At 63.5% G+C, this 22,427-nt stretch carries 22 protein-coding genes; 12 read left to right on the top strand and 10 right to left on the bottom strand.

Annotation, left to right across the window (positions count from 1 at the left end; all coding sequences use genetic code 11):
• Nucleotides 1-15 precede the first annotated feature (15 nt).
• Both DVK00_RS10525 and btuC read right to left on the bottom strand, forming a co-directional pair.
• The gene (locus DVK00_RS10525; RefSeq protein ID WP_121577690.1) at nucleotides 16-1,287 is read right to left on the bottom strand and encodes an ATP-binding cassette domain-containing protein; all 1,272 of its coding nucleotides are present in this window, start codon (nucleotides 1,285-1,287) and stop codon (nucleotides 16-18) included.
• Nucleotides 1,284-2,354, bottom strand: coding sequence for a vitamin B12 ABC transporter permease BtuC (btuC, locus tag DVK00_RS10520; RefSeq protein WP_101349324.1), 1,071 nt, complete (start codon nucleotides 2,352-2,354; stop codon nucleotides 1,284-1,286). Before btuC ends, DVK00_RS10525 begins: the two co-directional genes overlap by 4 nt.
• Before the next feature lie 58 nt (nucleotides 2,355-2,412).
• Here btuC and DVK00_RS10515 point away from each other — a divergent pair, with 58 nt between their 5' ends.
• The 3 genes from DVK00_RS10515 to DVK00_RS10505 all read left to right on the top strand — a co-directional run bounded on the left by DVK00_RS10515 (nucleotide 2,413) and on the right by DVK00_RS10505 (nucleotide 6,251).
• Complete coding sequence (locus DVK00_RS10515; RefSeq protein WP_101349325.1) at nucleotides 2,413-3,507, top strand: PGF-CTERM-anchored ABC transporter substrate-binding protein; 1,095 nt, start codon at nucleotides 2,413-2,415, stop codon at nucleotides 3,505-3,507.
• A gap of 4 nt (nucleotides 3,508-3,511) precedes the next feature.
• On the top strand, nucleotides 3,512-4,240 hold the full coding sequence (locus DVK00_RS10510) for a 5-formyltetrahydrofolate cyclo-ligase (protein ID WP_121577689.1): 729 nt from the start codon (nucleotides 3,512-3,514) through the stop codon (nucleotides 4,238-4,240).
• Nucleotides 4,241-4,325: 85 nt separating this feature from the next.
• Nucleotides 4,326-6,251, top strand: a complete 1,926-nt coding sequence (locus DVK00_RS10505) for an ATP-binding protein (protein WP_121577688.1) — start codon at nucleotides 4,326-4,328, stop codon at nucleotides 6,249-6,251.
• Here DVK00_RS10505 and DVK00_RS10500 read toward each other — a convergent pair.
• The 3 genes from DVK00_RS10500 to DVK00_RS10490 form a co-directional block, all read right to left on the bottom strand.
• On the bottom strand, nucleotides 6,246-7,646 hold the full coding sequence (locus DVK00_RS10500; RefSeq protein ID WP_101349328.1) for an NAD(P)/FAD-dependent oxidoreductase: 1,401 nt from the start codon (nucleotides 7,644-7,646) through the stop codon (nucleotides 6,246-6,248). The two genes, DVK00_RS10505 and DVK00_RS10500, sit on opposite strands and share 6 nt — an antisense overlap.
• 93 nt (nucleotides 7,647-7,739) lie before the next feature.
• Nucleotides 7,740-10,256: an RND family transporter gene (locus tag DVK00_RS10495; protein WP_121577687.1), complete on the bottom strand. Its 2,517-nt coding sequence runs from the start codon at nucleotides 10,254-10,256 to the stop codon at nucleotides 7,740-7,742.
• Nucleotides 10,257-10,259: 3 nt separating this feature from the next.
• Complete coding sequence (locus tag DVK00_RS10490; protein ID WP_121577686.1) at nucleotides 10,260-12,185, bottom strand: sialidase; 1,926 nt, start codon at nucleotides 12,183-12,185, stop codon at nucleotides 10,260-10,262.
• Between the two features lie 204 nt (nucleotides 12,186-12,389).
• Between DVK00_RS10490 and DVK00_RS10485 the strand changes: the two genes are divergently transcribed.
• A complete protein-coding gene (locus tag DVK00_RS10485) occupies nucleotides 12,390-13,010 on the top strand; it encodes a TetR/AcrR family transcriptional regulator (protein ID WP_101349331.1) in 621 nt (206 codons plus the stop codon).
• On the opposite strand, the gene DVK00_RS10480 is transcribed toward DVK00_RS10485, so the two are convergent.
• Nucleotides 13,007-13,579: a response regulator gene (locus DVK00_RS10480; protein WP_101349332.1), complete on the bottom strand. Its 573-nt coding sequence runs from the start codon at nucleotides 13,577-13,579 to the stop codon at nucleotides 13,007-13,009. The two genes, DVK00_RS10485 and DVK00_RS10480, sit on opposite strands and share 4 nt — an antisense overlap.
• Before the next feature lie 94 nt (nucleotides 13,580-13,673).
• Between DVK00_RS10480 and DVK00_RS10475 the strand changes: the two genes are divergently transcribed.
• Together DVK00_RS10475 and DVK00_RS10470 are read left to right on the top strand one after the other, a co-directional pair.
• Nucleotides 13,674-14,282 (top strand): hypothetical protein, encoded by a 609-nt coding sequence (locus DVK00_RS10475; RefSeq protein ID WP_121577685.1) that lies wholly within the window; start codon nucleotides 13,674-13,676, stop codon nucleotides 14,280-14,282.
• A 76-nt stretch (nucleotides 14,283-14,358) separates the two neighbouring features.
• Nucleotides 14,359-14,646, top strand: a complete 288-nt coding sequence (locus tag DVK00_RS10470) for a hypothetical protein (RefSeq protein ID WP_053966276.1) — start codon at nucleotides 14,359-14,361, stop codon at nucleotides 14,644-14,646.
• Here the strand turns inward: DVK00_RS10470 and DVK00_RS10465 are convergent.
• Entirely contained in the window at nucleotides 14,643-15,494 is an 852-nt protein-coding gene (locus DVK00_RS10465; RefSeq protein WP_101349334.1) for an NAD(+)/NADH kinase, read from the bottom strand. The genes DVK00_RS10470 and DVK00_RS10465 overlap by 4 nt on opposite strands.
• Nucleotides 15,495-15,602: 108 nt before the next feature.
• Between DVK00_RS10465 and DVK00_RS10460 the strand changes: the two genes are divergently transcribed.
• Nucleotides 15,603-16,712, top strand: a complete 1,110-nt coding sequence (locus DVK00_RS10460; RefSeq protein ID WP_101349335.1) for a KaiC domain-containing protein — start codon at nucleotides 15,603-15,605, stop codon at nucleotides 16,710-16,712.
• Here the strand turns inward: DVK00_RS10460 and DVK00_RS10455 are convergent.
• Entirely contained in the window at nucleotides 16,709-17,422 is a 714-nt protein-coding gene (locus DVK00_RS10455) for a DUF4013 domain-containing protein (RefSeq protein ID WP_101351400.1), read from the bottom strand. The two genes, DVK00_RS10460 and DVK00_RS10455, sit on opposite strands and share 4 nt — an antisense overlap.
• Nucleotides 17,423-17,579: 157 nt before the next feature.
• Between DVK00_RS10455 and DVK00_RS10450 the strand changes: the two genes are divergently transcribed.
• On the top strand, nucleotides 17,580-18,023 hold the full coding sequence (locus DVK00_RS10450) for a universal stress protein (protein ID WP_101349336.1): 444 nt from the start codon (nucleotides 17,580-17,582) through the stop codon (nucleotides 18,021-18,023).
• 2 nt (nucleotides 18,024-18,025) lie between these two features.
• Here DVK00_RS10450 and DVK00_RS10445 read toward each other — a convergent pair whose 3' ends face one another.
• Nucleotides 18,026-18,457: a universal stress protein gene (locus DVK00_RS10445; RefSeq protein ID WP_121536405.1), complete on the bottom strand. Its 432-nt coding sequence runs from the start codon at nucleotides 18,455-18,457 to the stop codon at nucleotides 18,026-18,028.
• A gap of 69 nt (nucleotides 18,458-18,526) precedes the next feature.
• Nucleotides 18,527-20,422: an ATP-binding protein gene (locus DVK00_RS10440; protein WP_121577684.1), complete on the bottom strand. Its 1,896-nt coding sequence runs from the start codon at nucleotides 20,420-20,422 to the stop codon at nucleotides 18,527-18,529.
• Between the two features lie 87 nt (nucleotides 20,423-20,509).
• Here DVK00_RS10440 and DVK00_RS10435 point away from each other — a divergent pair, with 87 nt between their 5' ends.
• The 4 genes from DVK00_RS10435 to DVK00_RS10420 all read left to right on the top strand — a co-directional run bounded on the left by DVK00_RS10435 (nucleotide 20,510) and on the right by DVK00_RS10420 (nucleotide 22,422).
• Nucleotides 20,510-21,301, top strand: coding sequence for an endonuclease/exonuclease/phosphatase family protein (locus DVK00_RS10435; RefSeq protein WP_101349339.1), 792 nt, complete (start codon nucleotides 20,510-20,512; stop codon nucleotides 21,299-21,301).
• A gap of 43 nt (nucleotides 21,302-21,344) precedes the next feature.
• Entirely contained in the window at nucleotides 21,345-21,680 is a 336-nt protein-coding gene (locus DVK00_RS10430; RefSeq protein WP_101349340.1) for a hypothetical protein, read from the top strand.
• 89 nt (nucleotides 21,681-21,769) lie between these two features.
• The gene (locus DVK00_RS10425) at nucleotides 21,770-22,120 is read left to right on the top strand and encodes a winged helix-turn-helix domain-containing protein (RefSeq protein WP_101349341.1); all 351 of its coding nucleotides are present in this window, start codon (nucleotides 21,770-21,772) and stop codon (nucleotides 22,118-22,120) included.
• A complete protein-coding gene (locus DVK00_RS10420) occupies nucleotides 22,120-22,422 on the top strand; it encodes a hypothetical protein (RefSeq protein WP_101349342.1) in 303 nt (100 codons plus the stop codon). Before DVK00_RS10425 ends, DVK00_RS10420 begins: the two co-directional genes overlap by 1 nt.
• The last annotated feature ends 5 nt before the right edge of the window (nucleotides 22,423-22,427 follow it).

Here is a 22,427-nt window from a genome sequence, read left to right as displayed (position 1 = left end):
TCGGTGTTGCTGTTCTCAGTCAGTGGTCGATTGCCTGAGCGTCGGTTTCGCATCGCGCTCCGGTGCGGCCGGCAAGGACGCGACCGCTGCGGGGAGCGCAGCCAGTGGGACGGTGTCGTGAGCGGCGCTTGTGCAGGTGCTCTCGTCCGGTTCGACAGCAAGACAGGTTCCGGCAGCCTCGACGACCGGGCTGTTGCCGTCACTGGTTTCGCCCGCCGTCACGACGGCGTCGGCGGCCCGGGCGAGTTCGACCGCACGCCCGCGGGTCGCGTCGTCAATGCCCGCGAAGGCCGGGACCGTGACCGTCTCACAGTCGAGGTCCTGCGCCCGCTCGGCGGCTATATCGCCGGCGGGCACAACGCCGACACTGACCTGACAGCCGGCACCAACGAGCGTCGAGACGGCGGACGCCGCCGGCTTACCGGTGCCGACGACGTGGACGCGGCGGTCGACCGCCTCTTGTTCGGGCAGCGGTGTCACGAGCGGCGCGTCGGTGCCGGGCTGGGTCGTCACCAGCGTCTCCGCGTCGAAGGCGTCACGGAGCGTGTCGCTCGTTAGCACGTCTGCGGGACGGCCCGCGGCGCGGATGCCGCCGCCGGCGAGCAACACCAGTTCGTCGCAGTACCGGGCGGCCAGATTGAGGTCGTGAATCGCGGCGACGGCCGTCTTTCCGTCCTCGACCAGCGTCCGGACGAGTTCGAGCGTGCGGACGGCGTGGTTGATGTCGAGGTTCGCCGTCGGTTCGTCCAGCAGGAGCACTGGGGTCTCCTGTGCAAGCGCCCGAGCGAGGAGGACCCGCTGGCGCTCGCCGCCCGAGAGCGAGGTGAACGGCCGGTCGGCGAACTGGGCGACGCTCGCGCGCTCCATCGCCCGCTCGACGGCTTGACGGTCGCCCTCGTCCATCCGGTCGAACCGGCCGAGATGCGGTGTCCGCCCCATTTCAACGGTCTGTCTGACGCTGAAATCGAATGACAGCGCGGTACCCTGTGGCGTGCTCGCGACGAGGCGGCTCACCGCCTTCGCCGAGCGGTCCGAAATCGGTTCGCCGTTGACGCGAACCGTGCCGCGGTCCGGGTCGAGCGTCCCCTTGACCGTTCGCAGGACGGTCGTCTTGCCCGCGCCGTTGGGGCCGACGAGACCGACAAGCGACCCGCGGTCGACGCTGAAATCGACGTCTGAGACGACCGATTGGTCGCCGAATGATACCGCGAGGCCAGACACGTCGAGTATCGGTCCGGAGCGACCCCGTTCCGGGTCGGCACTGTCGGACCCAGCTCCGCCGTTCATAGCTCGTGCACCTCCCGCTTCCGGAGCAAGTACAGGAAAAACGGCGCGCCGAGGACGGCGGTGACGATGCCGACCGGGACCTCGGCGCTGCCTGAGCGTGCCAGCGTGTCCGTCGCTACGAGGAACGACGCCCCGGCGAGGGCCGCCGTCGGGAGCAGTATCCGGTGGTCCGGCCCGACGAGCAACCGCATCACGTGGGGGACGATGAGGCCGACGAAGCCGACGATGCCGGCGACGGCGACGCCCGCCGCTGTGATGACCGCCGACAGCGCGAGCAGGACTCGCTTGGTTCGTTCGACCTCGATACCGAGGCTCTGTGCGTCCTCCTCGCCGAGCAGCATGACGTTCAGGTCGCGTGCGTACGCCAGTAACACGGCGAATGGGATAGCAACGAGCACGACGCTGGTGGTCACTTCCGGCCAGGACGCACCCTTGAGATGTCCCATCAGCCAGTACAGCGCCCGGCGGATACTCTCGCCGCTGTGGAGCAACAGGAAGGAAACGACCGCGCCGAGAAACGTCTGTATCGCCACGCCGGCCAGCAACAGCGTCGCGACCGGCGTACGCCCGTTCCGCGTCGCGATGAGATAGACGCCGAAGGCCGCGACCAGCGCCCCCGCGAAGGCTGCGCCGCGGAGCCCGAGCCCGAACGGGATGACGACCGGTGCGACGATGAAGCCCACCGCGCCGACGGCCGCGCCGGAGGACACACCGATGATAGAGGGGTCAGCCATCGGATTCCGGAAAATCCCTTGCATAATCGTCCCTGCGGCGGCAAGCGAGAAGCCGACGACCGCACCGAGCAGTATTCGGGGGAGCCGGACCTGCATCACAATCTGTGTCCGAAGGTCGCTTACGGCGTAGGAAAACATGTGGGCCGTGGTCACGTCGACCGTAGGGCCTGAGATAGAGATGCCCGTCGGGACGACAACGGCGTTGAGCAGCACCTTCCCGACGACGGCGGGCGGAATCCACACTGGACCGATGCCGGCGCTCGTCGTCACCACGGCACAGAGGACGGCGACGAGCCCAGCCGACCACCCGACGGTCCGACCCGCGAAACGCATGTATGAAAGCCCACTTGCAGTAGATAAGTATTTATTGCTCCTGACACCCGCATAGGGTATGCGACGACGTGCTCTCGTCTATGTCTTTGTCGTGCTCATCGGCTCCTTCGCGGGTATCACTCCGGCGTCAGCAGCAGCTGACACGCAGGCGGACGGCTGCTCGTTCCCGGTCACGGTGACCGACGCGACCGGGACTGAGGTCACGATCGAGGAGCGTCCGGAGCGGGTGACGACGACCAATCCCTCGGCCGCCCAGACGATGTGGGAGATCGGCGGCCGCTCCCAGGTGGTCGGGCTCACTCAGTATGCGAGCTATCTGGACGGCGCTGAGAGCCGAACGAACGTCTCCGCAAGCTTCGGTGTCAACGTCGAGCGTGTCGTCAGTACGAACCCGGACCTGGTGATTGCACCGAACGCCAGCGCCGGTGACGTGGCCCCGCTCCGGCAGGCTGGCCTCACCGTGTATCACCTCCCCGCCGCGACGACTATCGAGGACATACGGGCAAAGACAACGACCATCGGTCGACTGACCGGCAACTGCGAGGGCGCGACCGAAGCGAACGCCTGGATGGACGCGAACGTCGACGCCGTTCGGCAGGTCACCACGGGCGTTGCTGACCGACCGACGGCGCTGTACCCGCTAGGCGGAGGGTACGTGGCGGCGGGTAACACCTTCGTCACGTCGCTCATCGAACTCGCCGGCGCGGAGAACGTCGCCGCGCGCAACCACACGCAATACCCACAGCTCAACGACGAGGTCATCCTCAAGCTTGACCCGGATGTTCTATTCGTCACCGAGAACACGGCGACCATCGCGCAGACGGAACCATACGCCAGCACGACCGCGGGCGAGACCAACACGACGGTCTCCGTCCGGGTACGGAATATCAACCAGCCTGCGCCACGGAGTGTGGTCTCGTTCGCCCACAACGCTACCGCACAGCTCTATCCGGACCGCTACGACGCCGACAGCTACGTTCCCCGGTCGGCTGTGACGCCGGCCGCGACCCAGACGAGCGAGCCCACGCCCGCGGACCACACGCCGAACACTGACCAGCCCACGACCGACGCCAGCGGTCCCGGATTCACCGCCGTCGGGGCGCTTCTCGCAGTACTTGCCCTCGTCAGCACGCTCTCACGGCGGAGGCCATAGCGGCATGGACAAACAAACCATCCGTGAGACGGTCTGGGACGCGCTGGAAGAACGGGGCGTCGCCCGGTTCCCGTTCCCGCCCCACGACCGGATTCCGAACTTTGAGGGCGCGAGTGAGGCCGCACTGCGCCTGACAGAGACCGCAGTCTGGGACGCCGCCGAGACGGTCAAGGCGAACCCGGACTCGCCACAGCTTCCGGCCCGACGGGCGGCGTTGCGGGCCGGAAAGACGGTGTATATGGCTGTACCCCGGCTTCGGGACGAGCGGTGTTTCTACGAACTCGACCCCGACGACCTCGATGATATCGAGGCTGCGCCGGCCATCTCGAATGTTGCGGACCACGCGCGACAGGTCGGTCCCGAGGCGGTCGGAGGCGTCGACCTCGTCGTGTCGGGGTCGGTCGCGGTCACCGAAGACGGCGCACGAATCGGCAAGGGCGAGGGGTACAGTGACCTCGAATACGCTGTCCTCCGGGAACTGGGACTGGTCGACGAGACGACGCCGGTCGTGACGACGGTCCACGAACTCCAGATTGTGGGCGGTCCGGAGGGCGTCGTCGACACTACCGTTCCTGTCGACGACCACGACGTGCCGATGAACTGGGTCGTGACGCCGGACCGGACTGTCGAGACAGCCACTACGCACACGACGCCGACGGGCGTCGATTGGGACGCGCTTTCCGCGGACCGAATCGACGAGATTCCGGTACTTTCCTCGCGCCGTTCTGACTGACTTCACAGCCGCTGTCCCGGGTACGACCCTGGTAATGAAAGCTTACCGGCGGTACAACTTTATCCCCACATTCCCTGAAAGACGTATGGATACACCCGTGGCCACGCCGAACCGTCACGGGGCCGATGGAACTGCTGGACAGGTCCGTGTCCTCTATGTCGACGAGGACTGTGACGATATCACAGCGGTCAAAGAGACGCTGACTGATAGCGCCGACGAATTCACTGTGACGGTTTGTGAAACGGCAACAGACGCCCTCAGTGCCCTCGAAGACGCGTCCTACGACTGTGTTGTCAGCGAGTATCGATTGCCGGCCCGGAACGGGATCGAACTGCTGGGCGCTGTTCGGGACCGGTCGTTTGACCTCCCGTTTCTGCTGTTTACTGATGACGGAGACGAGAGCGTGGCCAGCGAGGCCATTTCGGCCGGTGTCACGGACTACGTGACGAAGACGCCCCTCTCGGAACAGACGGAACTGCTTCGACAGCGGATCACCGCTGCCGTTGCTCGCTCCCGGGAGGAGTCGGACATCCTCGACCGGATGACCGACGCGTTCTTCGCTGTTGACGAGAACTGGGAGTTCACGTACGCCAACGAGCGTGGTCGGCGCATCATCGAGCGTGCGATGAAGGGGGACGGAGCGACGACGGACCTGCTGGGGCGCAACATCTGGGAGGTGATTCCGTCCCTAGAGGGGACGGAGTTCAGCAAGCGGTATCGGGAGGCGATGTCGAACCAGGAGCCGACATCCTTCGAGGCGTACTTCGAGCCGCTACAGACGTGGTTTGAGGTGTCCGTGTACCCGTCGTCGACAGGCATCTCGGTGTATTTCCGTGACATCACGGAGCGCCAGAAACACGAGGAGAAGCTCAGAGGGAGAGAGCGAACGCTCAGAGAAATCTATGCCGTCATCTCGCGCAAAGACATGGATTTCGAGGCGAAGGTCAAGCGCTTGCTCGAAATCGGCCAACACGTCCTCGGAACGGAGACGGCCGCACTCTCGCGTATCGACGGTGACAGATACGTCTTCGAAATCGTAACCGACCGGACGGGCACTACCGAAGCGGGCGATACGGTCCCGCTGGAGGCAACGAACTGCGAGCGGGCCGTCATCGAGGAGCAGACGCTGGTGCTGGCCGATATCGCTGAAGACCGGCCAGATCTGGCCGAAAGGGCTGGCTACACGGAGATGGGCATCTCTTGTTACCTTGGAACTCCTGTTATCGTCGACGGGTCAGTGTTCGGGACGTTCTGCTTCTACGGTACGGACCCCCGTGACTCATTCTCTGAGTGGGAAGTCACACTCGTCGAGTTGATGGGGAACTGGGTCAGCTACGAGCAAGAGCGCGAACGCCGCGAGCAGGAACTCACCCGCGAGCGGAACCGTCTGGAGGACTTCGCCAGCGTCGTCAGCCACGACCTCCGGAACCCGCTTAGCGTGGCGTTCGGCCGGCTCACGCTTGTTGAGGAAGAATACGACGGGAATCCGGAGCACATCGAGTCGCTCCACCGGTCACTCGAACGGATGGACGAACTCATCGACGACGTGCTCGCGCTCGCTCGCGGCGGCCACAAGGTCATCGACGCGAACGAAACGTCGTTAGACGATATCATCACCGCCGCTTGGGACACTGTCGAAAGCTCGGACGCGACGCTCGAACGAATTGAGACGGACGCGGAAATCACGGGCGACCAGACGCGCCTCCAGCAGCTGTTCGAGAACCTCTTCCGAAACAGTGTGGAGCACAGCGACGACCCCGTGACTGTTCGCGTCGGGACGCTCTCGGGTGGGCGGGGGTTCTACGTGGCGGACGACGGCCCCGGGATTCCCGAGGACGAGCGTGAGCAGGTGTTCGAGCGCGGCTACACAACGAGCGACGACGGGACCGGCTTCGGGCTGGCTATTGTCTCCGAAATCGTCGACGCACACGGTGGGCGAATAACTGTCGCAGAAAGCGATGGCGGCGGGGTGCGATTCGACGTGACCGGGGTTCAGGTCGACCGCCTATAACTGGTCGACGCAGTCCCGAATGAGTCCGTCGACGTTCTCCGGGAGCGTCGGATGGTAGGCCCGGTCCGGCAGGTCACGCACGTCAAGGCCGAGCTCGACAATGGTCTGGAACGTCTTGGCGAAGCTGTCCGCGTGGTAGTGCATCCCTTGCCAGCCGAGTACTGTTCCGTCCTCCGCGTCGACGACGAGTTTCGCAAGGCCCTCGGGCACGTCTTTCGATTTGAACACGCCGTCGTCGCTGGCCTGTCGCGTCGCCGTGACGATGTCGTAGCCCGCTTCTTTCGCAGTCTCCTCGTTGTGGCCGACGCGAGCGAACGGATAGACGCCGAGCCCGGAGAAGATAACGTGGTGGTGGACATTCCGGTAGTCTTCGAGCGAGCCACCGGACTCTTGCCGGACGATGTTCTCGGCGGCGGTGAAGCCCTGCTCCTTGGCGACGTGGAGAATCGGCTCCTTGCCGTTGACGTCGCCGACGGCGTAGATGTGGTCGGCGTCGCGGGTCTGCATCGTGTCTTTCGCCCAGTCGCCCTCCACTGAGATGGACGTGTTCTCTAACCCCAAGCCCTCGACGGTCGGGCGACGGCCGGTGAACAGGAACAGCTGGTCGGCCTCGAACGTTTCCTCGCCGCCGTCGTCGTACTCGACGGTGAGGCGGACGCCGCCGTCTTCTGTCTCCTCCAGTTCCTTCTCGTAGCAGTTCGTCGGAACGGTCACGTCCCAGTTGTCCTCGTAGATGTCGAGCGCCTCGTCGCCGAACTCCGGGTCGCCCTCGTCGATGGGCCGGTCGTCGTGCTCGATAACTGTGAGTTCCATCCCACCGGCCTCGGCGAGGTACGGCACCATCTCCATCCCGATGTACCCAAAGCCCATCACGATGCCAGAGTCGGGGAACTCAGTGGCATCGAGCACCTGGTCGCTCGTCATGAAGTCGACCTCGTTGATTCCGGGTGTGTCTGGGATGTTCACGCTGGAGCCGGTCGCGATGACGACGTAGTCGGCTTCGTGTTCCTCGCCTCCGGCCCGGACCGTATGCTCGTCGACGAACGTGGCAGTGTCGTGGATGAACGTCACGTCGTCGCGCTCGGCCATTTCGTGGATAGAATCCCGGCGGTGTCCCGCCCAGCCGAGGACGTGGTCGTCCTTCCGTTCGACGACGGCTTCCAGATCGACTTCGGGCACGTCGCCGACGAGACGGTCGTCGTGGCGCGCCTGGAAGCGGTGTGCACCTGCGGAGAGCACTTCCTTGGACGGCATACAGCCACGAAGGATACAGAGGCCACCGCCGGGCTCGCCGTTGTCGACGAGCGTGAGTTCGATGTCCTCCTCCTCGACAAGGTCGCCGGCGACTGCGGCCCCGGCACTCCCATACGCGCCGATGATAACGACGTGAGTCATACGAGTGCTAGAGCGACGGCATCAAATAAAGGCTTCAGTGGCGTGTTTCGCCCAGACACGACCGACGTGTGGTCGTCTGTCCTACTGACCCGGTCAGTCGTCGCCTTCGACGGGTGCGGGTGGCCGCGACCGCCCGAACCCGAGTATGCCACCGACCGACCAGTCAGCGTTGAACACCCGGTCCCAGACGACGAGCGCGGAGGGGATCACCAGTAGGGAAGCAAGGAACGCGTACCCGATCGACAACGCCGTCAGGATGCCGAACTGGCCGATTGCGGGGAACACAGCCAGCCCGAGCACACCGATGCCGAACGTCGTGGTGAGCATACTCCCGAACAGCGCCCCGCCGGTCCCGCGAACAGTCCGGTCTAGCGCCGTTTCGAGGTCGTTTTCCTCGAACTCGTCGGCGAACCGGTGGGTGACGTGGACAGAGTAGTCGACCCCCAGCCCGATGGTTATCGCCAGCATTGTCGCTGTGAGCGCGTTGAACGGGATGCTAAGCACCCGCATCGTGCCGCCGAGCCACGCCACCGTGACGACGACAGGAATGATGTTCACGAGACCAAGCGACGGCCGCCCTTCCAGCATATTGTAGATGAGAATGAGGAACACCGACGACCCGGCAAGCGCAATCGCCAGTGACTGTATGGCTGACTCCAGAATAAGGTCCGAGACGGCCTGGAACACGATGATTGAGCCGGTCGCCGTCGCCTCGTACCGGAAGTCCTCGGCAACGGTTCGCGTATCGGCGGTCACCTCGGCGTCGGTCGCGTCCGATTCAACCGTGTAGACGACGCGCGCGCTCCGGTAGTCCTCGGTGATGTACTCTAACGCCGTACTCCGGTCCGACGAGTCGAGCAGATACTCGTATATCTCCTCGAGGTTATCGTCTGGGACTCCGTTGTCGTTCTGGTCGTTACGCTCGACCATCCGGCGGAATTCGGGGTCCTCTGCTGCTCGGTCTTGAATGACCGTGACGATAGACGTCGACTCAGCGCGCCCGTCCTCTCGGACGAACGAATCCGGCGGGTTGTCACCCGCCCGATACATCTGCTCAAGCGCCGCATCGTTCCGCATTGGCCCCTCTACGTACACCGTCGCCTGACTGGACTGGGTCGTATCGAACCGGTCATCGAGGAAGTTCGTCACCTCCGTTACGGTGTATTCGCTCGGAGCGAACGGTTCCGGCAGGGATTCGACGAAGTCTGGATTCTCCTCGGGCGGCAGGAAGTCCTCCTGACTGAACGAGGTCGAGACGCCGGTGGCGTAGTAGCTCGCACCGACCGTGGATATAAGAATAAGTACGAGGAAGATGATCGGGGCGCGATTCGCGATGACGACACCGCCGCGCAACACGTCGCTGAGTGCTGAGTCTTCCGCGCCCAGCGGCGTCTCACTGAACGTCGGAATGGGGAAGCGCTGACGGAGCCGATCCAATTCTACCTTTGCGGCGGGTAGGAACACCCCGAAGATGAGGAAGGTAAACGTGATACCGACAGAGGCCACGTAGCCGAAGTCCTGAATCGGCGGCAGTGCACTGGTGAGATTCGCGGCGAACCCGATGACTGTCGTCCCCGTCACAATGAAGAAGGCGACGAGCAACTGGTCAGTCGTGATTCGCATCGACTTCTGGATAGACGCTCCGGTTTCGCGCTCCTCCCGATACCGGTTGACGGCGTGAATTCCGAAGTCGATACCGACCGCCAGCAACAGCGGCGGCACGGCGATGAGCATCTGCGAGAAGGGGATACCGGCAAGTCCCATGAAGCCGAACGTCCAGACGACGGCCATAAACAGCGCGATAAGGCCAAGCGCCATGTCTGCGAGGTCGCGGTAGGCAATCGTCAGGAAAAAGAGGATGAACAGCACCGCTGCGGGCACGGTCAGGATGAGCGAATCACTGACGACGTTCGAGAACTCGTCAGCGATGATGCCGCTCCCGAACAGGGTGATGCCACCGTTGTCAGCGCTGGAGACAGTGAATCCGGCCTGTTTCTGGATGCTCGTCAGCGGACTCGATCCGCCCTGGCCTGACCCGGACGAGATTCCGGCCGGAACCTCGTGCGTGACGACGCCGATCGTCGCCGACGCTGAGGCGGATTTGCGGTTGAAATCCTTGCTCAGTAGCGATTTGAACCGGGAGTTCCGCTCGGCCGCGCGCCCGACGGCAGCGTCGATTTCTCCCGGCGTCGCGGCTTCGACAGCATAGATCTGCTGTTCGGTCGTCTTCGCCTCCGGATCTAGCTGCTGGGCGACGATGGTAGCGGCGCTTGAGGTCGACGTGACACGGAGCGCTCCGTGCTCTTCCAACCGATGCTGTGACCTGAGCATCCGTAGCAGCGCCGGCTTCGCGAGCACGTTGTTCTCCCGCTGGATCAACTGCGTGCTCCCTGTATCCGGAGAGAAGGCCGGCGAGAACTTGTCGTTGACCTCCTGCAGTGCCTCTTCGGCCGGAAGCCCGGTCGTAAACTGTGACGTCCCGGAGTTGGTCGAGACGCTTCCGAGGCCGGCGCTGAAGACCACCGTCACGACCAGGAAGAGGAGCACCACCTTCCGTGAATCGTGGACGATGCGGTCGTCCGCCCAGTCGATGTAGCGCTGGTAATCCATGCGTTAGCGGAATCTGAAGTAGCCGCCGATGGCCAGGGCGGCCACGAGCGCGACGCCGATAATCGCGGTCAGTGGCGAACTGCCACCGCCGGAGTTGGTCACAGAGACGGGCAGTCGGTACGTGTCGGACACCGGCGTATCTCCGTCCGGCTCCTCGTACTGGAAGTCGAGCGAGACGGGATAGTTCTTCGTCATCGCGGCACCGCTCGCGCTGATACCGAACTCGATGGTCGCTGACTCGCCCTGGTCGAGGCTCTCGACGTACGCCTGGTCATCCGACACTGAGATGGGGTCTTCAGTGAACAGCTTCGCTTCGATGTCGGTTAGCCGCTCGCCCGCGTCGTTGGTGATCGTCACTTCGAGCGTGTTCGACCCGCCGACGTTGACAGACGCGTTCGTCGTCTCGACGATGAACTCGTCGGCGCTGCCGCCGACGCTCTGCCGGACTTCGAGCGTATCGCTCTCGCGGCTGTCGCCCTCGCTGTTACGGTAGTTGGCGACGAAGTCGAACTGCCGCGGGCCGGCGTTCGCGTTGTCCGACACTTCGGCGTCGAACGAGACGGTCGCCGACTCGCCCGGTCCGAGATCGCCGACCGCGTACTGGGTCTCCTTTGGCGAGATGTTGTCGTTGTCGCTGGCCCAGTTTAGGACGACGTTCCGAACCGTTCGGTCGCCAGTATTGGTGAGTGACGCCTCGATGGTCCCGTCGTCGCCCGCCTGAAGTGTCGATTCAACGTTCCCTAACTCGAAGGACTGTTCGGGCTCTGGCCGGATTCCGAGTGCGATATCGTCGTCAGCGCCGCTGTCGCCCTCCGGATCCTTGTAGCCGACCGTGGCTGAGATCGCATAGCCTCTGACGGACGCATCCTCGCTGGCGGACGCGTCAACGCTGACGGTGCGAGTCTCTCCGGGTTCCCACGTCCCGATGTACTGCTCGGCGGAGTCGGACTCGCCGAAGGCGATTTCGCTGCTCTGTGAGCGCAGGGAGACCGTGGCATCTCTGACAGCCACTGGCCCGTCGTTGTGGAGCGTGACGTTGTAGGTCCCCGAATCCCCGACGGCGACGTCACTGTCGACGCCCCGGACGCTGAACGTCTGCTCGCGGGCAGGCGTAATACCGAGCGAGGAGGCGGACGTACTCTTTCGTACCCCGTCCGTGTCGTCGAAGTCGACCTGAAGGTCGAACTGGTACGGTTCGGCTCTGGCGTCACCGCTCGCACCGACGCGGTACCGGAGCGTCCGCTGTTCACCAGCCTCCCAGGTGTCGATGAACCGGGAGCTACTGGTGTCGCTACCGACTGTGAGTTCAGGGTTCGTCGATTCCAGCGTTACCGAGGCTTCCCGGGCCGGTTCGTCACCAGTGTTCTCGACGGTGACCGCGACCGTCCCGACCGAGTCGACGCGCGCGCCGGAGTCGACGTCCACCACGTCGAAAGCCGCGTCGTCGTCGATTTCGAGTTCGAGTTCGATCCGTTTCGTCGTTGTCTCTTCGTCTCGTGCCCCGTCGTTTTCGGAGATATAGCTCGTGTACTCGTATTCGACGATGACAGGGACGGTGTAGTCGCCGGGACTTGCGTCGTCATCGACGCTGATGTCGAATGAAATGGGCTGTGTCTTCCCTTCCGGGACGGACCCGACGGCTTGCTTGCTCGTTGTCACCGTAATCGGGGCGTCTCCGTCGTTGACTTTGACTGTGGTCCCGCGAGCGGTCGTTACTTCGCTGCTCCGAACGGCCTGTGATGTCGGACCGGAGTCGACCGTCCCGCTGTTGACGAGCACAACGTCGAGTGTTGTTTCTTCACCGGGCGTAACGGTGTTATCGACGAACGTTGCGTCGAAGTCGGGACTCCCGGTCACGGCGCCGATCGCCGTTCCGGACGCCATGAGCAATGCGACAACAGCCAGCGTCAGTAATGTTCGTGGTTTCATGCGTAGGGACACTTCGGACATTTCTTGTCGTTGTTTCTGTCCGGAGCGGACGTCATGTCTGGGTAGTCGGGATATGTACCCACATACGTCTGTGCAGACTCCCGCCCGAACCGTGTACATCGAACGAACGTTCGGTCGCCTATCAACGTTGTGGTTCAGTAACAGTGGGAAGATATTTACAGCCCGAACGAATATTCGGTCGGGATGAGTGATGGAATTCCGTTTGCCGGGGAGCCGGCGGACTCGCACGAGGCGATAATGCGAGCCACGTTCCGCGCCCTCCGGGAATACGGGTATGCCGGACTTTCGATACAGCGAATCGCGGACGAGGCCGACCTCAGTAAATCGACGTTCTATCACCACTTCGATGGCAAGGAGGACCTCCTGTTGTCGTTTCAGGAGTTCATCCTCACGGAATTTAACCGCATCTTTCAGATCGAATCGACCGGCGACCCCGAGCAGGACATCAAGACGTTTGTCAGTCTCGTTCTCGACGATTTTCCCGACTGCGTCGAAACGCCGGAAAAGAACGCCGTGCTCGGTTCGTACGTCGAGATGCGCGCCCAGGCCGTCCAGAACCCGGACTTCCGCGAAAAGTTCACTGAGACAGACGAACTGTTCACCCGGCAACTCGTACAGATCATCGAGGACGGCATCGAACAGGGGGTCTTCGCCGATGTCGATCCCGAGACAGTTTCGCGGTTTATGATCACGATACTCGACGGTGTGATTCTTCAGAGCGCAACACGCAACGACAACCCTGTCGCCGAGATTCGGGACACTATCGACGAGTACATCGAAGAGACGCTGCTTCTCGGCGTTTAGCTTCGGCAGATAGACTGGTACGTCTCTTTCAACTCCTCGAAATCATCGTTCTCGGCTTGCAGCACCCACTCCAGCTCTCTGGCACGCTCTTTCAGCTCCGTATACTCGGTGCTCGATTCCAGTTGTGACGCGGACTTCTCCCGTTCCAGCACGGAGAGCTTCGACGAAATCCGGAAGTACTCGTCGAGTCTGTCGTCTTCCTGAGGCCTGTCGAGATGTTGATCGAGCGTCGACAGGAGCGTCGACTGGTCGACCGGCTTCTGAAGGTAGTCGTCGAAGGGCATCTCCAGAATGTTCAGGTCGGCATCGACCGCGGTCAGCATAATGATGACGCCGTCGTAGCCCCGCTCACGCAACTGTGACAGTACGTCGTCACCGTGTACGTCGGGCATTCGTCGGTCGAGCAACACAGCGTCGAACTTCGGGCCGGCAGCGTCGAGTGCTGCTTGGCCACTGTACACGGCAGTCGCCTCGTATCGCTCGCCGAGTTTCAGGGCCTGCGTGTCGGCGACATCGTGTTCGTCGTCTACGACGAGTACTCGCGGCGGCCCACCTGTAGTTCTGGACACAATATTAAACCATTCTAGGGCTGGCAACTGTATATGTTTTATCGGCAGCCGCCTCTCGAAAAGCGTTAATTGCTGGCCCATTGAAGCTGAACCGATGAGCAAGTCGTCGGCGGACACAGGCGGTCGACACCGTCTTGGCAGCCTCGCGGCCGTGGTCGGCTGGATAGGGGCAGGCGCGGTCGTGCTCGCCACCGTCGCGCTGGTGGTGCAGTCAGTGTTCTCACTCGGGCTCTCGAAACAGGTCACTGTCGGCCTCGGTCTGGCGCTTGGCGGCGGACTGGGCGGCGTCTCCTACCTTCTGGTGACTGACTCGCCCGGCGAGACGACCGACGAAACGATGACAGTGTCGGCAGATGCCAAGCAAACACCGGAGCCACAGCCGGTCGACCTCTTCGACGGGCATCCGGACCCGGTGTTGTACTTCGCCGATGAAGGTCACGGCCCGGTCGTGCGTGCGGCAAACGACGCGTTCGGGACCGCGTTCGACGTGCCGTCCGACCGGCTCAACGGGACAGCCCTTTCGGAAGCACTGCTCGTGGCTGGTATCGATGAAGTGGACGCCGAGACGGTCAGCACAGCTGACCTTGATCTCGTCGCCCTCTCGACGGCACCCGACGAACCGAGGCAGTTTCGACTGCGGACGGCTGGTGCCCCATCCAGCGGCTACCTCCTGCTTACACCGCTGGGGACAGCGGGGGATTGAACGGCCGAACGCCGCCCGCACGTCGGCGGCGTAACGGAACTTTAAAGATTCCATCCCGGCGAGATTCTGGATAGGAATGCTCGCGTCACCGCTGCAACTCATCGATAGTTTCCTGCTGAACTACACCATCGGTGATGTCCTGCTACTCGGCTTTGTCGGTGGGCTCGTCGCAATTCTCCCGCAACGGTCGCTCCGGATGCTGGGGCTACACACGATTGCGCTGGGCGCACTGCTCGTGATTACGCCGGCGTCGGCGATGGAACCAAACAGCGGGAGCGTCCTTGCGTCGGCGTTCCAGTACAAACTGTTCGGGCTGGTGTTGCTCGTCCTCGCGCCGGTGCTGTACGCCGTCGGTCGGCGTTAGGCCAACTTGTCCAGTGCGGTGAAAAAGTCAAGCGGGGGTCCGGCAAGCCGGACCGGTTCGCCCGCACGCGAGATTGTAATTCGCTCCGGCGGCACTACGTCTTTTCTCACTCGCCCGTCACTGACGACGACGCCGCTGTCGGCGTCCGTGAGTTCGATGGCGATTTCGCTGTCAACGTCGACGACCAGCGGCGGCGTCCCCATCTCGTCTGCCATCCCCGTGATGATGAGACCGGCCACGTCGGGGTGGACGAGCGGGCCGCGTTCGCTGAGGTTATACGCCGTTGAGCCGGTGGGTGTCGCCACGAGCACGCCGTCGGCGTGGCCGGACGTGTACAGCGAGTCGTCGACGTACACGTCGAGCGTGGCCCCGCCGCCGTGGCCGCGGCGCTCGCCCTGGACGACGACTTCGTTCAGCGCCGGCGAGAGCTCCCACTCGTCGCCGCTGGCCTGGAGCCGCGGCTTGGCCCGTGTCCGGGCGCTGCCGGTCTTCTGGATGTGTTCGACCTCCGCGACAACCGTCTCGACGGCTTCTTCGGGTGCGATAGCGTTCAGAAAGCCGACTTCACCGAGATTGACGCCCAGTATCGGTGTCGACCCCGCGCCACGGGCCGCGTACAGGAAGGTCCCGTCGCCGCCGATGCTCACGACGAGGTCACAGGCGGACATCTCCTCGACTGGGGCCGAATCAGGCACAGCAGCCTCCCACGCGTCGTGGTCGCCTAACGCGCCGGCCGTCGTTTCGTCCACGACGACGGCCGCCGACGTGGCGCGCAGTCGGTCACACAGTGTACTCGCAAGCGACATGGCCCGGTCGTTGTCCCGCTGCGCGACGATCCCGACAGTCATTGCCGGACGTTCCCGCCGACCGTATATAAACCCTCTACGACGGCACTTATATCCGTCCCGACGCGTATCCCCTTCCATGAGCCGTTCGTGTGGCTGGTGGTCGTGCGTATGAGTGAGGACGACAAGTCCGACGACGACTGGTTCGAAAGCGCACTGGACGACGAGGACGGCGACAGCGGACCGGTGGAGGCCGACGACGCTTCGGCGACACCATCCGAGAGCGACGCCGCGGAATCGGCATCTACCGACACCGGGCCGTTTGAGGGCGATAGCGACGACGGCGAGCGCAGTGGTGATAGCAGTCCGTTTGCTGACGACGGTGGCACCGCGTCTGGCGGGGAGAGCAGCCCGTTCGACGACAGCAGTGGAGACCCTTTCAACAGTGAGGGTGGGTCCGCCGATGTCGAGTCCTCCGGCGACGACAGCGGCGGACTCTTTGACGACGACTTCGCCACCGCGTTCGAGTCTGCCGGCAGCGGTGACGGTGACAGCGGCAGCGACTTCGAGGCGGAGTTCGAGTCCGACATCCCGCGGGTCGACATCGGTATCGAGGGTCTCGACCAGATGATTCAGGGTGGGGTCCCACAGCGTCACCTCATCGTCACCATCGGTTCGGCCGGAACCGGGAAGACGACGTTCGGGCTCCAGTTCCTTCACCACGGCCTCCAGAACGGGGAGAACGCGGTGTTTCTGACGCTTGAACAGTCTCACGACGCGATACTGGACACCGCCGGCGACCGCGGCTGGGGGTTCGAAGAGTACGAAGAACAGGACCAGCTAGCAATCGTCGATCTTGACCCGGTCGAGATGGCAAATAGCCTTGACAACATTCGTGGTGAGCTACCGGCGCTCATCGAGAAGTTCGGCGCTGACCGGCTGGTACTCGACTCCGTCTCGCTGCTCGAGATGATGTACGACGACCAGTCCCGGAGACGCACCGAAGTGTTCGATTTCACCCGGTCGCTGAAACAGGCCGGCGTGACGACGATGCTCGTCTCTGAGGCCAGCGAGAGCAACCCCTTCGCGTCCAGACACGGTATCATCGAATACCTGACCGACGCCGTGTTCATCCTGCAGTACGTCCGGTCCGACACCGGCGAGACGCGACTCGCCGTCGAGATACAGAAGATACGGAACGCGAACCACTCGCGGGAGACGAAACCCTACGAGATAACGAACGACGGGATCTCGGTCTACCAGCAGGCAAACATCTTCTAAGCCGTCGCCGTTCCGACCGACTCCGGTTCGTCACGGTCGTCGAGAGCCGCGTTGTAGCCACCAGCCCAGAGGTCCGTCGCCACGACCAGCACGTAGAAGGTGGCGAACGGACTGAGAATTACAGCGACGAGCGAACCGAGGAACGGAATCACGTTGAGTAAGTTCACCACGACGTTGACGGCGATGAACAGCGCAATCGAGACCAGCCACGGTGTTGCGTACTCCGGGGACAGGACCAGCGTCCGCAACGTCCCGAAATCGAACCCGGCTCCGAACTCGCCGGTACAGGCGAAGTGGATGATGCCTGCCGTCGCCACGTAGCCAAACACCAGCGACAGGACGAACGATATCGCCAGCCCGCCGAAGAGGCCGGCCAGGCCCGCGCCCGCCCCGGCACGGGTCCCGGTTGCTATCGCGAACAGGCTGCCGCCGACGGTCACCCCGAACACGACGAGCGGGACGAGCATGTACACGATGCTGATGGCCCAGGCCTTGAGCCCGTCAACGAGCAGTTCGCCCCAGTCTTCGAACGCCGGTGGCTGTGTCGCTCCGTCGGCCCGTTCGCGGACCGCCTGCACGAGATAACCGTACACGAGTATGACTGGAACGACGAGGAACGAGAGCAGGCTGAGGACGCCGCCGATGAGGATGGTTACGGTCCAGTCGTCGTCTTCCATTGGATATCTGAGTGTATCTTCGAGCGACTCCATGGCCATTGGTCACACTCAACACAGTTAGTTACAGACACCTTGCCGGGGTATTCGCTCGGCTTACCGCGGGACTGCGATGTGTCGACTTCAGCACTAATCCTCAGCAATCACACCAGCTTGCGGAACCAATAAATCACAACCGGGCGACAGGTGGGATATGGTACTACTCGTGCCCTTTGACGGCTCGGCCCTGTCGAAAGCCGCGCTAACGCGGGCGATGGAGTTCGCGGGCTACCGCGACGAGGATATCACTGCACTGTCTGTTATTCCGAACGATGCGGCATACGCGCGTGAACAGGGCTGGGTCGACGACACCGAGGAGTTCGACGTCGAAGCTATCGCCGACCGGATGCGAGAGCAAGCTGAGTCGGTCGCCCCGACGGCGTCGTTCCGCTACGAGGTCCCGGAAGACGTGAGTTCGATGGCGTCAACGACGACGGATATCACTCGGACGATCAGAGAAGTCGCTCACGAGGAGGGGGCCTCCATCGTGTTCATCGGCAGTGAGAACGCTGGACGGGTGTCGACGCCGGTCTGTAGTGTCGGCTCACCGGTGTCCGAAGACCCGCAGTACGACGTCCATATCGTCCGACACTCGTAGCGCTATCTGACGACGGTTACAGGCACAGATGCCCGTCTGACGACGATTTCGGCAACGCTGCCCAGCAGGATGCGGGACATCCCCGAGCGGCCGTGACTCCCCATGATAATCTGGTTGATGTCGTGGTCGTCCGCGTACTCCACGATGACCTTCGTCGGTCGTCCGACCTCGATGACGTGTTCGACAGAGTCGACACCGGCCTCGGTCACTTCCGATTCAAGCTCGTCGAGCAGGCTCTCTGCTGTGGCTTTCTGTTTTTCGTACCACTCCTCGGAGAAGGAGGGGATCGATGCCTCCGCGCTGTAGCCGGCCTCTGCGGGGTTGATGACGTGTAGGAGAACGACCGTCGCGTCCGGATGTTCTTCGGCTGCGAACTCACAGGCTACCGATGCTTGATCTGAGCTATCGACCGGAACGAGGATTCGCTTCGCCATACGACCACTTCCGCTGGGGCCGATTTGAATCTTCGGCCCCCTGCAATCGGCGCGTTGGTCTGCGGTCTCTCAGTCCCGCCCGTGGCGAGTCACACAGGTCGACAGGCCGATGAGTTCCACCGGCTCGGAGTTGTCGGGCGAGTAGACGACCCGCTGGCCTTTCTCCATGTAGGGGACCTTCGATTCCAGATTGCTGGGGATGTTCACCGCGGAAATGGCGTCTTCGTCGCCGAGATTGAGCACCATCGTCGTGTTTATCTGCTTGAACACCGGATCGGCGATGTCCTGTGGGTCCTGCGTGATGAGGTACAGGCCGAGGCGCTCCTTGCGGCCCTGTTTGGCGGCCTCGGTGAACTTCCCGATGACCTTGCGGCCCTGCACGCTGTCGGCGTCGGTGAGGAAGTTGTGGGCCTCGTCCATCCCCAGCACGAGCGGCGTCTCCTTGATGCGGTCGTAGTCCGGGTCGTTCGAGAGCTTCTGGTCGATGAGCAGGCTGGAGACGGCCAGCACGATAGTTGAGGCGGTCCGGGAGTCCGTGATGTGGTACGTCGGGATGACCGTCAGGCCGCCGTCGCGGACGAACTGGGAAATCTGGTCGGTGATGGGGCGGGCGTCCTGGTCGAAGACCGCGCCGAAGCCCTGCACGCGGCGCTTGACAGCGTCGAACGTGGCCTCGTGGACGTCGCCCGCCTCGTCCAGTTCCTCCTTGAGCGCGGGGTCCCCGAGGAAGGTCCGGAAGTCGCTGTAGGTCCCGCCTTCGCCATACTCCCGCTTGAACCGCGGGAGCAGCGTGTTTACCAGTGCGCCGTACTGGTTGTCGTTCAGGCTGGAGCCGGCGATGAGCCAGGGGTTGTCGTGGACGAGCGAGAACGGGATGGTGAACTCCACCTGTTCGGCGCGGTGGTGGCTGGCGTTGTAGTCGGCCCCCGCGACCTTCGGGACGAACGCGATGGTGTCGTCGTGGCCGCCGTAGGCGACGCCCTCCCGTTCACAGCGGCGCTCGAATTCGTCGGTCATCGCGGGGTTGTCGTCGTGCATCTGGGCGTACTCGTCCTGGGGGTCGAACTGGACGACGGCGAGTTCGGGCGTCCGGCCGTCGCCCATCTCGTAAGTCCGCCCGAGGTACTGCCGGAGGACGTTCTTGGAACTGTGAGTCTTCCCGGACCCCGTCCCGCCGGCAACGAGGGTGTGCCGGAACACGAGCGGGTCACCGGCGTCGTAGTCGTCTTTCAGCCGGTAGTCGATGGTCGGCGGCTCCGCGGCGGTGCGGACCTTTTCGCCGCCGACGGCGAGATGGCCCAGAAAGACACCGTCCTCGGGAATCTTCAGACCGGTTTTGATCTCGGATTTGTCGGTGGCCTCCCGGACGACGGTTTCGGGTTTTGGCACCCGGTCTGTCATCCGCCGCTTGAGGTCGCCGCTGTCGCCGGCACCGCCGGCTGCTTGCGACGTCTCCGACGTCGCGCCGTCGCTGTACAGCACCGCGACCGGCTCCAGTTCCGCGATGAACTTGAAGTCCCGCTCGTCGATGCCCCGCTCGCGCATCGCCCGCCGGGCGTGGATTTCGGTCGCGTCGTCGGCGTGAAACTCCTGTGCGTACTCCAGGGCCTTGATGCGACAGAACAGCCGCTCGCCGTCGGGGTACGGGACCAGCAGATACGTTCCGATGCGCAGGCGCGAGCGGTTCCGCGCGGTGACATACGCCCGCAGGACCGTTTCCTCTGCTTCCTCGCTGATTCGGAGGCCGCTCGCTGCCGAGAGGACACCGAGGCCGGTGTCTGTTCCCGCCGGCGTCACGTCCATCTCTTCAAAGTCGGCATCCGCAGCTGGTGCTGTCGGATTGGTGCCCTCTGTCGCGTCGACAGCCCGGTCACCGTCGTCGGTCGTCTCTGACGACTGTGCGGCCTCGTCGTCGGCCGCCGCGTCGTCGCCGTCGAAATCAGTGAAATCCCCGAGGTCGGACATACTCCAGTTCAGGGTAGCCGGGGATTAACACCTTTCCCCAGCGGTATGAATGTGAAACCTTACCCCGGTGGCTGTCAACGAACGCATATGAATCCGACGCGGGTGATGTCTTTCAATGTGCGGTACGACACCGCCGGAGATGGGGTAGACGGGTGGCCCCACAGGCGGCGGCTGGTCGCGGGGATAATTCAGTATCACAACCCCGCTATTATCGGGCTGCAGGAGGCGATGGCCCACCAGCTTCGGGAGCTAGAGGTGTTGCTGGACGGCTACGAGTGGGTCGGTGATCCGCGTGACCCCGTCGACGCCGGCGGGGAGCACACGGCTATCGGCTACCGGACCGACCGCTTCGACTGCGCGGCCACGAACACGTTCTGGCTCTCCGAACAGCCGGCCAAGCCGAGTAGCGTCGGTTGGGACGCCGCCTATCCCCGCGTAGCAACCTGGGCGCGTCTCCGCGACCGCGACACCGGTGAGGACTTGCTGTGCCTGAATACGCATCTGGACCATCAGGGGACCGCCGCGCGGACCGAGGGAATCGAACTGGCGCTCGACCATCTCGACTCCGTCGCTCGGGACGCGCCCGCGGTGTTGATGGGTGACTTCAACTGCGTGGTCGGCGAGCCGGCCTACGAGCGCGCTACGGGCCACGAACTCCCCGACGGCCGAAATCTCGTTGACGCCCGCGACACAGCGACCGTCACCCACGGGCCGACGACCAGCCGGACCGATTTCCACGACCTGCTCCCCGAGATGGGCATCGACCACGTGTTCGTTACCGAGGACGTGGCCGTCGACACCAGGGCGGTCATCGCCGACCGCGACGACGACCACTACGGCTCCGACCACTTGCCCGTCGTGGTCGACTGCCGACCCTGAGCCGGGGGAGAATCTTTTGCCGCTGGGGTCCCTACATGTGAGTATGTTGCTTATTCGGGGGACGGCAGGCGGGACGGCGCTGACCGGGACGCTGTACGAACCGGGCGAGGAGCCGCCCGAGTTCAACGGCGCGCCGGACGAGGGGACCCCCTACGTCTGGGTCTGTGACGCCTTCTACGAGGTCGAAAGCGGCGGCCAGGTCCAGTCCATCGGCGACCGCGAGATCCGAATCGCCTTCGAGTCCCCGATGCCCCGCGGCTTCGAGACGCGCGATGCGGCCATCGACGCGGCCAAGGAACACGTCCGAACCCAGTTCGCCCGACTCGGCGTCGCCGGTGAGACAGTGGATGTCACTGTCCAGCAGGCCGAGACGGCATAGCTGCACGGGCCTGTCGGAAGCCCCGTCCGTTTTCTGAGTCAGCGAACGACCGGTGAGTTATACCACGGTGCCGGGTGAACCCACTGCGCGTGGCCGAGGACCCGTCCCCGACTGAGGTGTTTGCCCTCCTCGATGACGAATACGCTCGCGCACTCCTTGCAGCCACGAGTCACAGACCGATGACTGCAACTGAACTCAGCAACGATTGCGACATGTCACTCTCGACCGTGTATCGCCGTCTCGGCGCGCTTGAGGACTGCGGCCTCGTCACTGCTCGAACGCAAATTGCGGATGACGGGCACCACGTCGACGTGTACGATGCACAGATGGACGAACTCACCGTACGCCTCACCGAAGGGACCTTCGACGTGAGTCTCTCCGTCGAGTCAAAGACACACGAGTTCGCTGATGCGCTGGTAGACCTCTGGGAGGGGCTCTAATGGAGGTTGCCGGCCTCTCCGCCGACACGTGGGTTACCGTGAACACCGCGTTCCACCTCGCACAGACCGGGGTCGGACTGCTCATCGCTGCATTGGCGCTCGTTGGCTACCGCCGACGGCGGACCCGCTCCATGCTCGCACTGGCTATCGGAATCAGCCTCCTCACCTTCGTCTCGTACCTCGTTACCCTGAGTGCCGTGCAGGTCCTCCCGCGAATGGTGTTTCCCCTTCCGGGCACTCTCACAGAACTCGTCGGTCTCCTTGTCTTGCTTTACGCTATCGTCTTGGCCCGCCGCGACTAGCCACT

Source organism: Haloarcula sp. Atlit-47R (genome assembly GCF_003665985.1).
In the GTDB taxonomy this organism is placed as follows: Archaea; Halobacteriota; Halobacteria; order Halobacteriales; family Haloarculaceae; genus Haloarcula; species Haloarcula taiwanensis.
The sequence above is the reverse complement of the archived record's forward strand: the minus strand, read 5'-3'. Positions and strand labels throughout refer to the sequence as shown.

Bases quoted from the DNA above. Each gene is read 5' to 3' on its own strand.
- DVK00_RS10525 (WP_121577690.1), bottom strand. From the start codon at position 1,287: ATGAACGGCGGAGCTGGGTCCGACAGTGCCGACCCGGAACGGGGTCGC.
- btuC (WP_101349324.1), bottom strand. From the start codon at position 2,354: ATGCGTTTCGCGGGTCGGACCGTCGGGTGGTCGGCTGGGCTCGTCGCC.
- DVK00_RS10515 (WP_101349325.1), top strand. From the start codon at position 2,413: ATGCGACGACGTGCTCTCGTCTATGTCTTTGTCGTGCTCATCGGCTCC.
- DVK00_RS10510 (WP_121577689.1), top strand. From the start codon at position 3,512: ATGGACAAACAAACCATCCGTGAGACGGTCTGGGACGCGCTGGAAGAA.
- DVK00_RS10505 (WP_121577688.1), top strand. From the start codon at position 4,326: ATGGATACACCCGTGGCCACGCCGAACCGTCACGGGGCCGATGGAACT.
- DVK00_RS10500 (WP_101349328.1), bottom strand. From the start codon at position 7,646: ATGACTCACGTCGTTATCATCGGCGCGTATGGGAGTGCCGGGGCCGCA.
- DVK00_RS10495 (WP_121577687.1), bottom strand. From the start codon at position 10,256: ATGGATTACCAGCGCTACATCGACTGGGCGGACGACCGCATCGTCCAC.
- DVK00_RS10490 (WP_121577686.1), bottom strand. From the start codon at position 12,185: ATGAAACCACGAACATTACTGACGCTGGCTGTTGTCGCATTGCTCATG.
- DVK00_RS10485 (WP_101349331.1), top strand. From the start codon at position 12,390: ATGAGTGATGGAATTCCGTTTGCCGGGGAGCCGGCGGACTCGCACGAG.
- DVK00_RS10475 (WP_121577685.1), top strand. From the start codon at position 13,674: ATGAGCAAGTCGTCGGCGGACACAGGCGGTCGACACCGTCTTGGCAGC.
- DVK00_RS10470 (WP_053966276.1), top strand. From the start codon at position 14,359: ATGCTCGCGTCACCGCTGCAACTCATCGATAGTTTCCTGCTGAACTAC.
- DVK00_RS10465 (WP_101349334.1), bottom strand. From the start codon at position 15,494: ATGACTGTCGGGATCGTCGCGCAGCGGGACAACGACCGGGCCATGTCG.
- DVK00_RS10460 (WP_101349335.1), top strand. From the start codon at position 15,603: ATGAGTGAGGACGACAAGTCCGACGACGACTGGTTCGAAAGCGCACTG.
- DVK00_RS10455 (WP_101351400.1), bottom strand. From the start codon at position 17,422: ATGGAGTCGCTCGAAGATACACTCAGATATCCAATGGAAGACGACGAC.
- DVK00_RS10450 (WP_101349336.1), top strand. From the start codon at position 17,580: ATGGTACTACTCGTGCCCTTTGACGGCTCGGCCCTGTCGAAAGCCGCG.
- DVK00_RS10445 (WP_121536405.1), bottom strand. From the start codon at position 18,457: ATGGCGAAGCGAATCCTCGTTCCGGTCGATAGCTCAGATCAAGCATCG.
- DVK00_RS10440 (WP_121577684.1), bottom strand. From the start codon at position 20,422: ATGTCCGACCTCGGGGATTTCACTGATTTCGACGGCGACGACGCGGCG.
- DVK00_RS10435 (WP_101349339.1), top strand. From the start codon at position 20,510: ATGAATCCGACGCGGGTGATGTCTTTCAATGTGCGGTACGACACCGCC.
- DVK00_RS10430 (WP_101349340.1), top strand. From the start codon at position 21,345: ATGTTGCTTATTCGGGGGACGGCAGGCGGGACGGCGCTGACCGGGACG.
- DVK00_RS10420 (WP_101349342.1), top strand. From the start codon at position 22,120: ATGGAGGTTGCCGGCCTCTCCGCCGACACGTGGGTTACCGTGAACACC.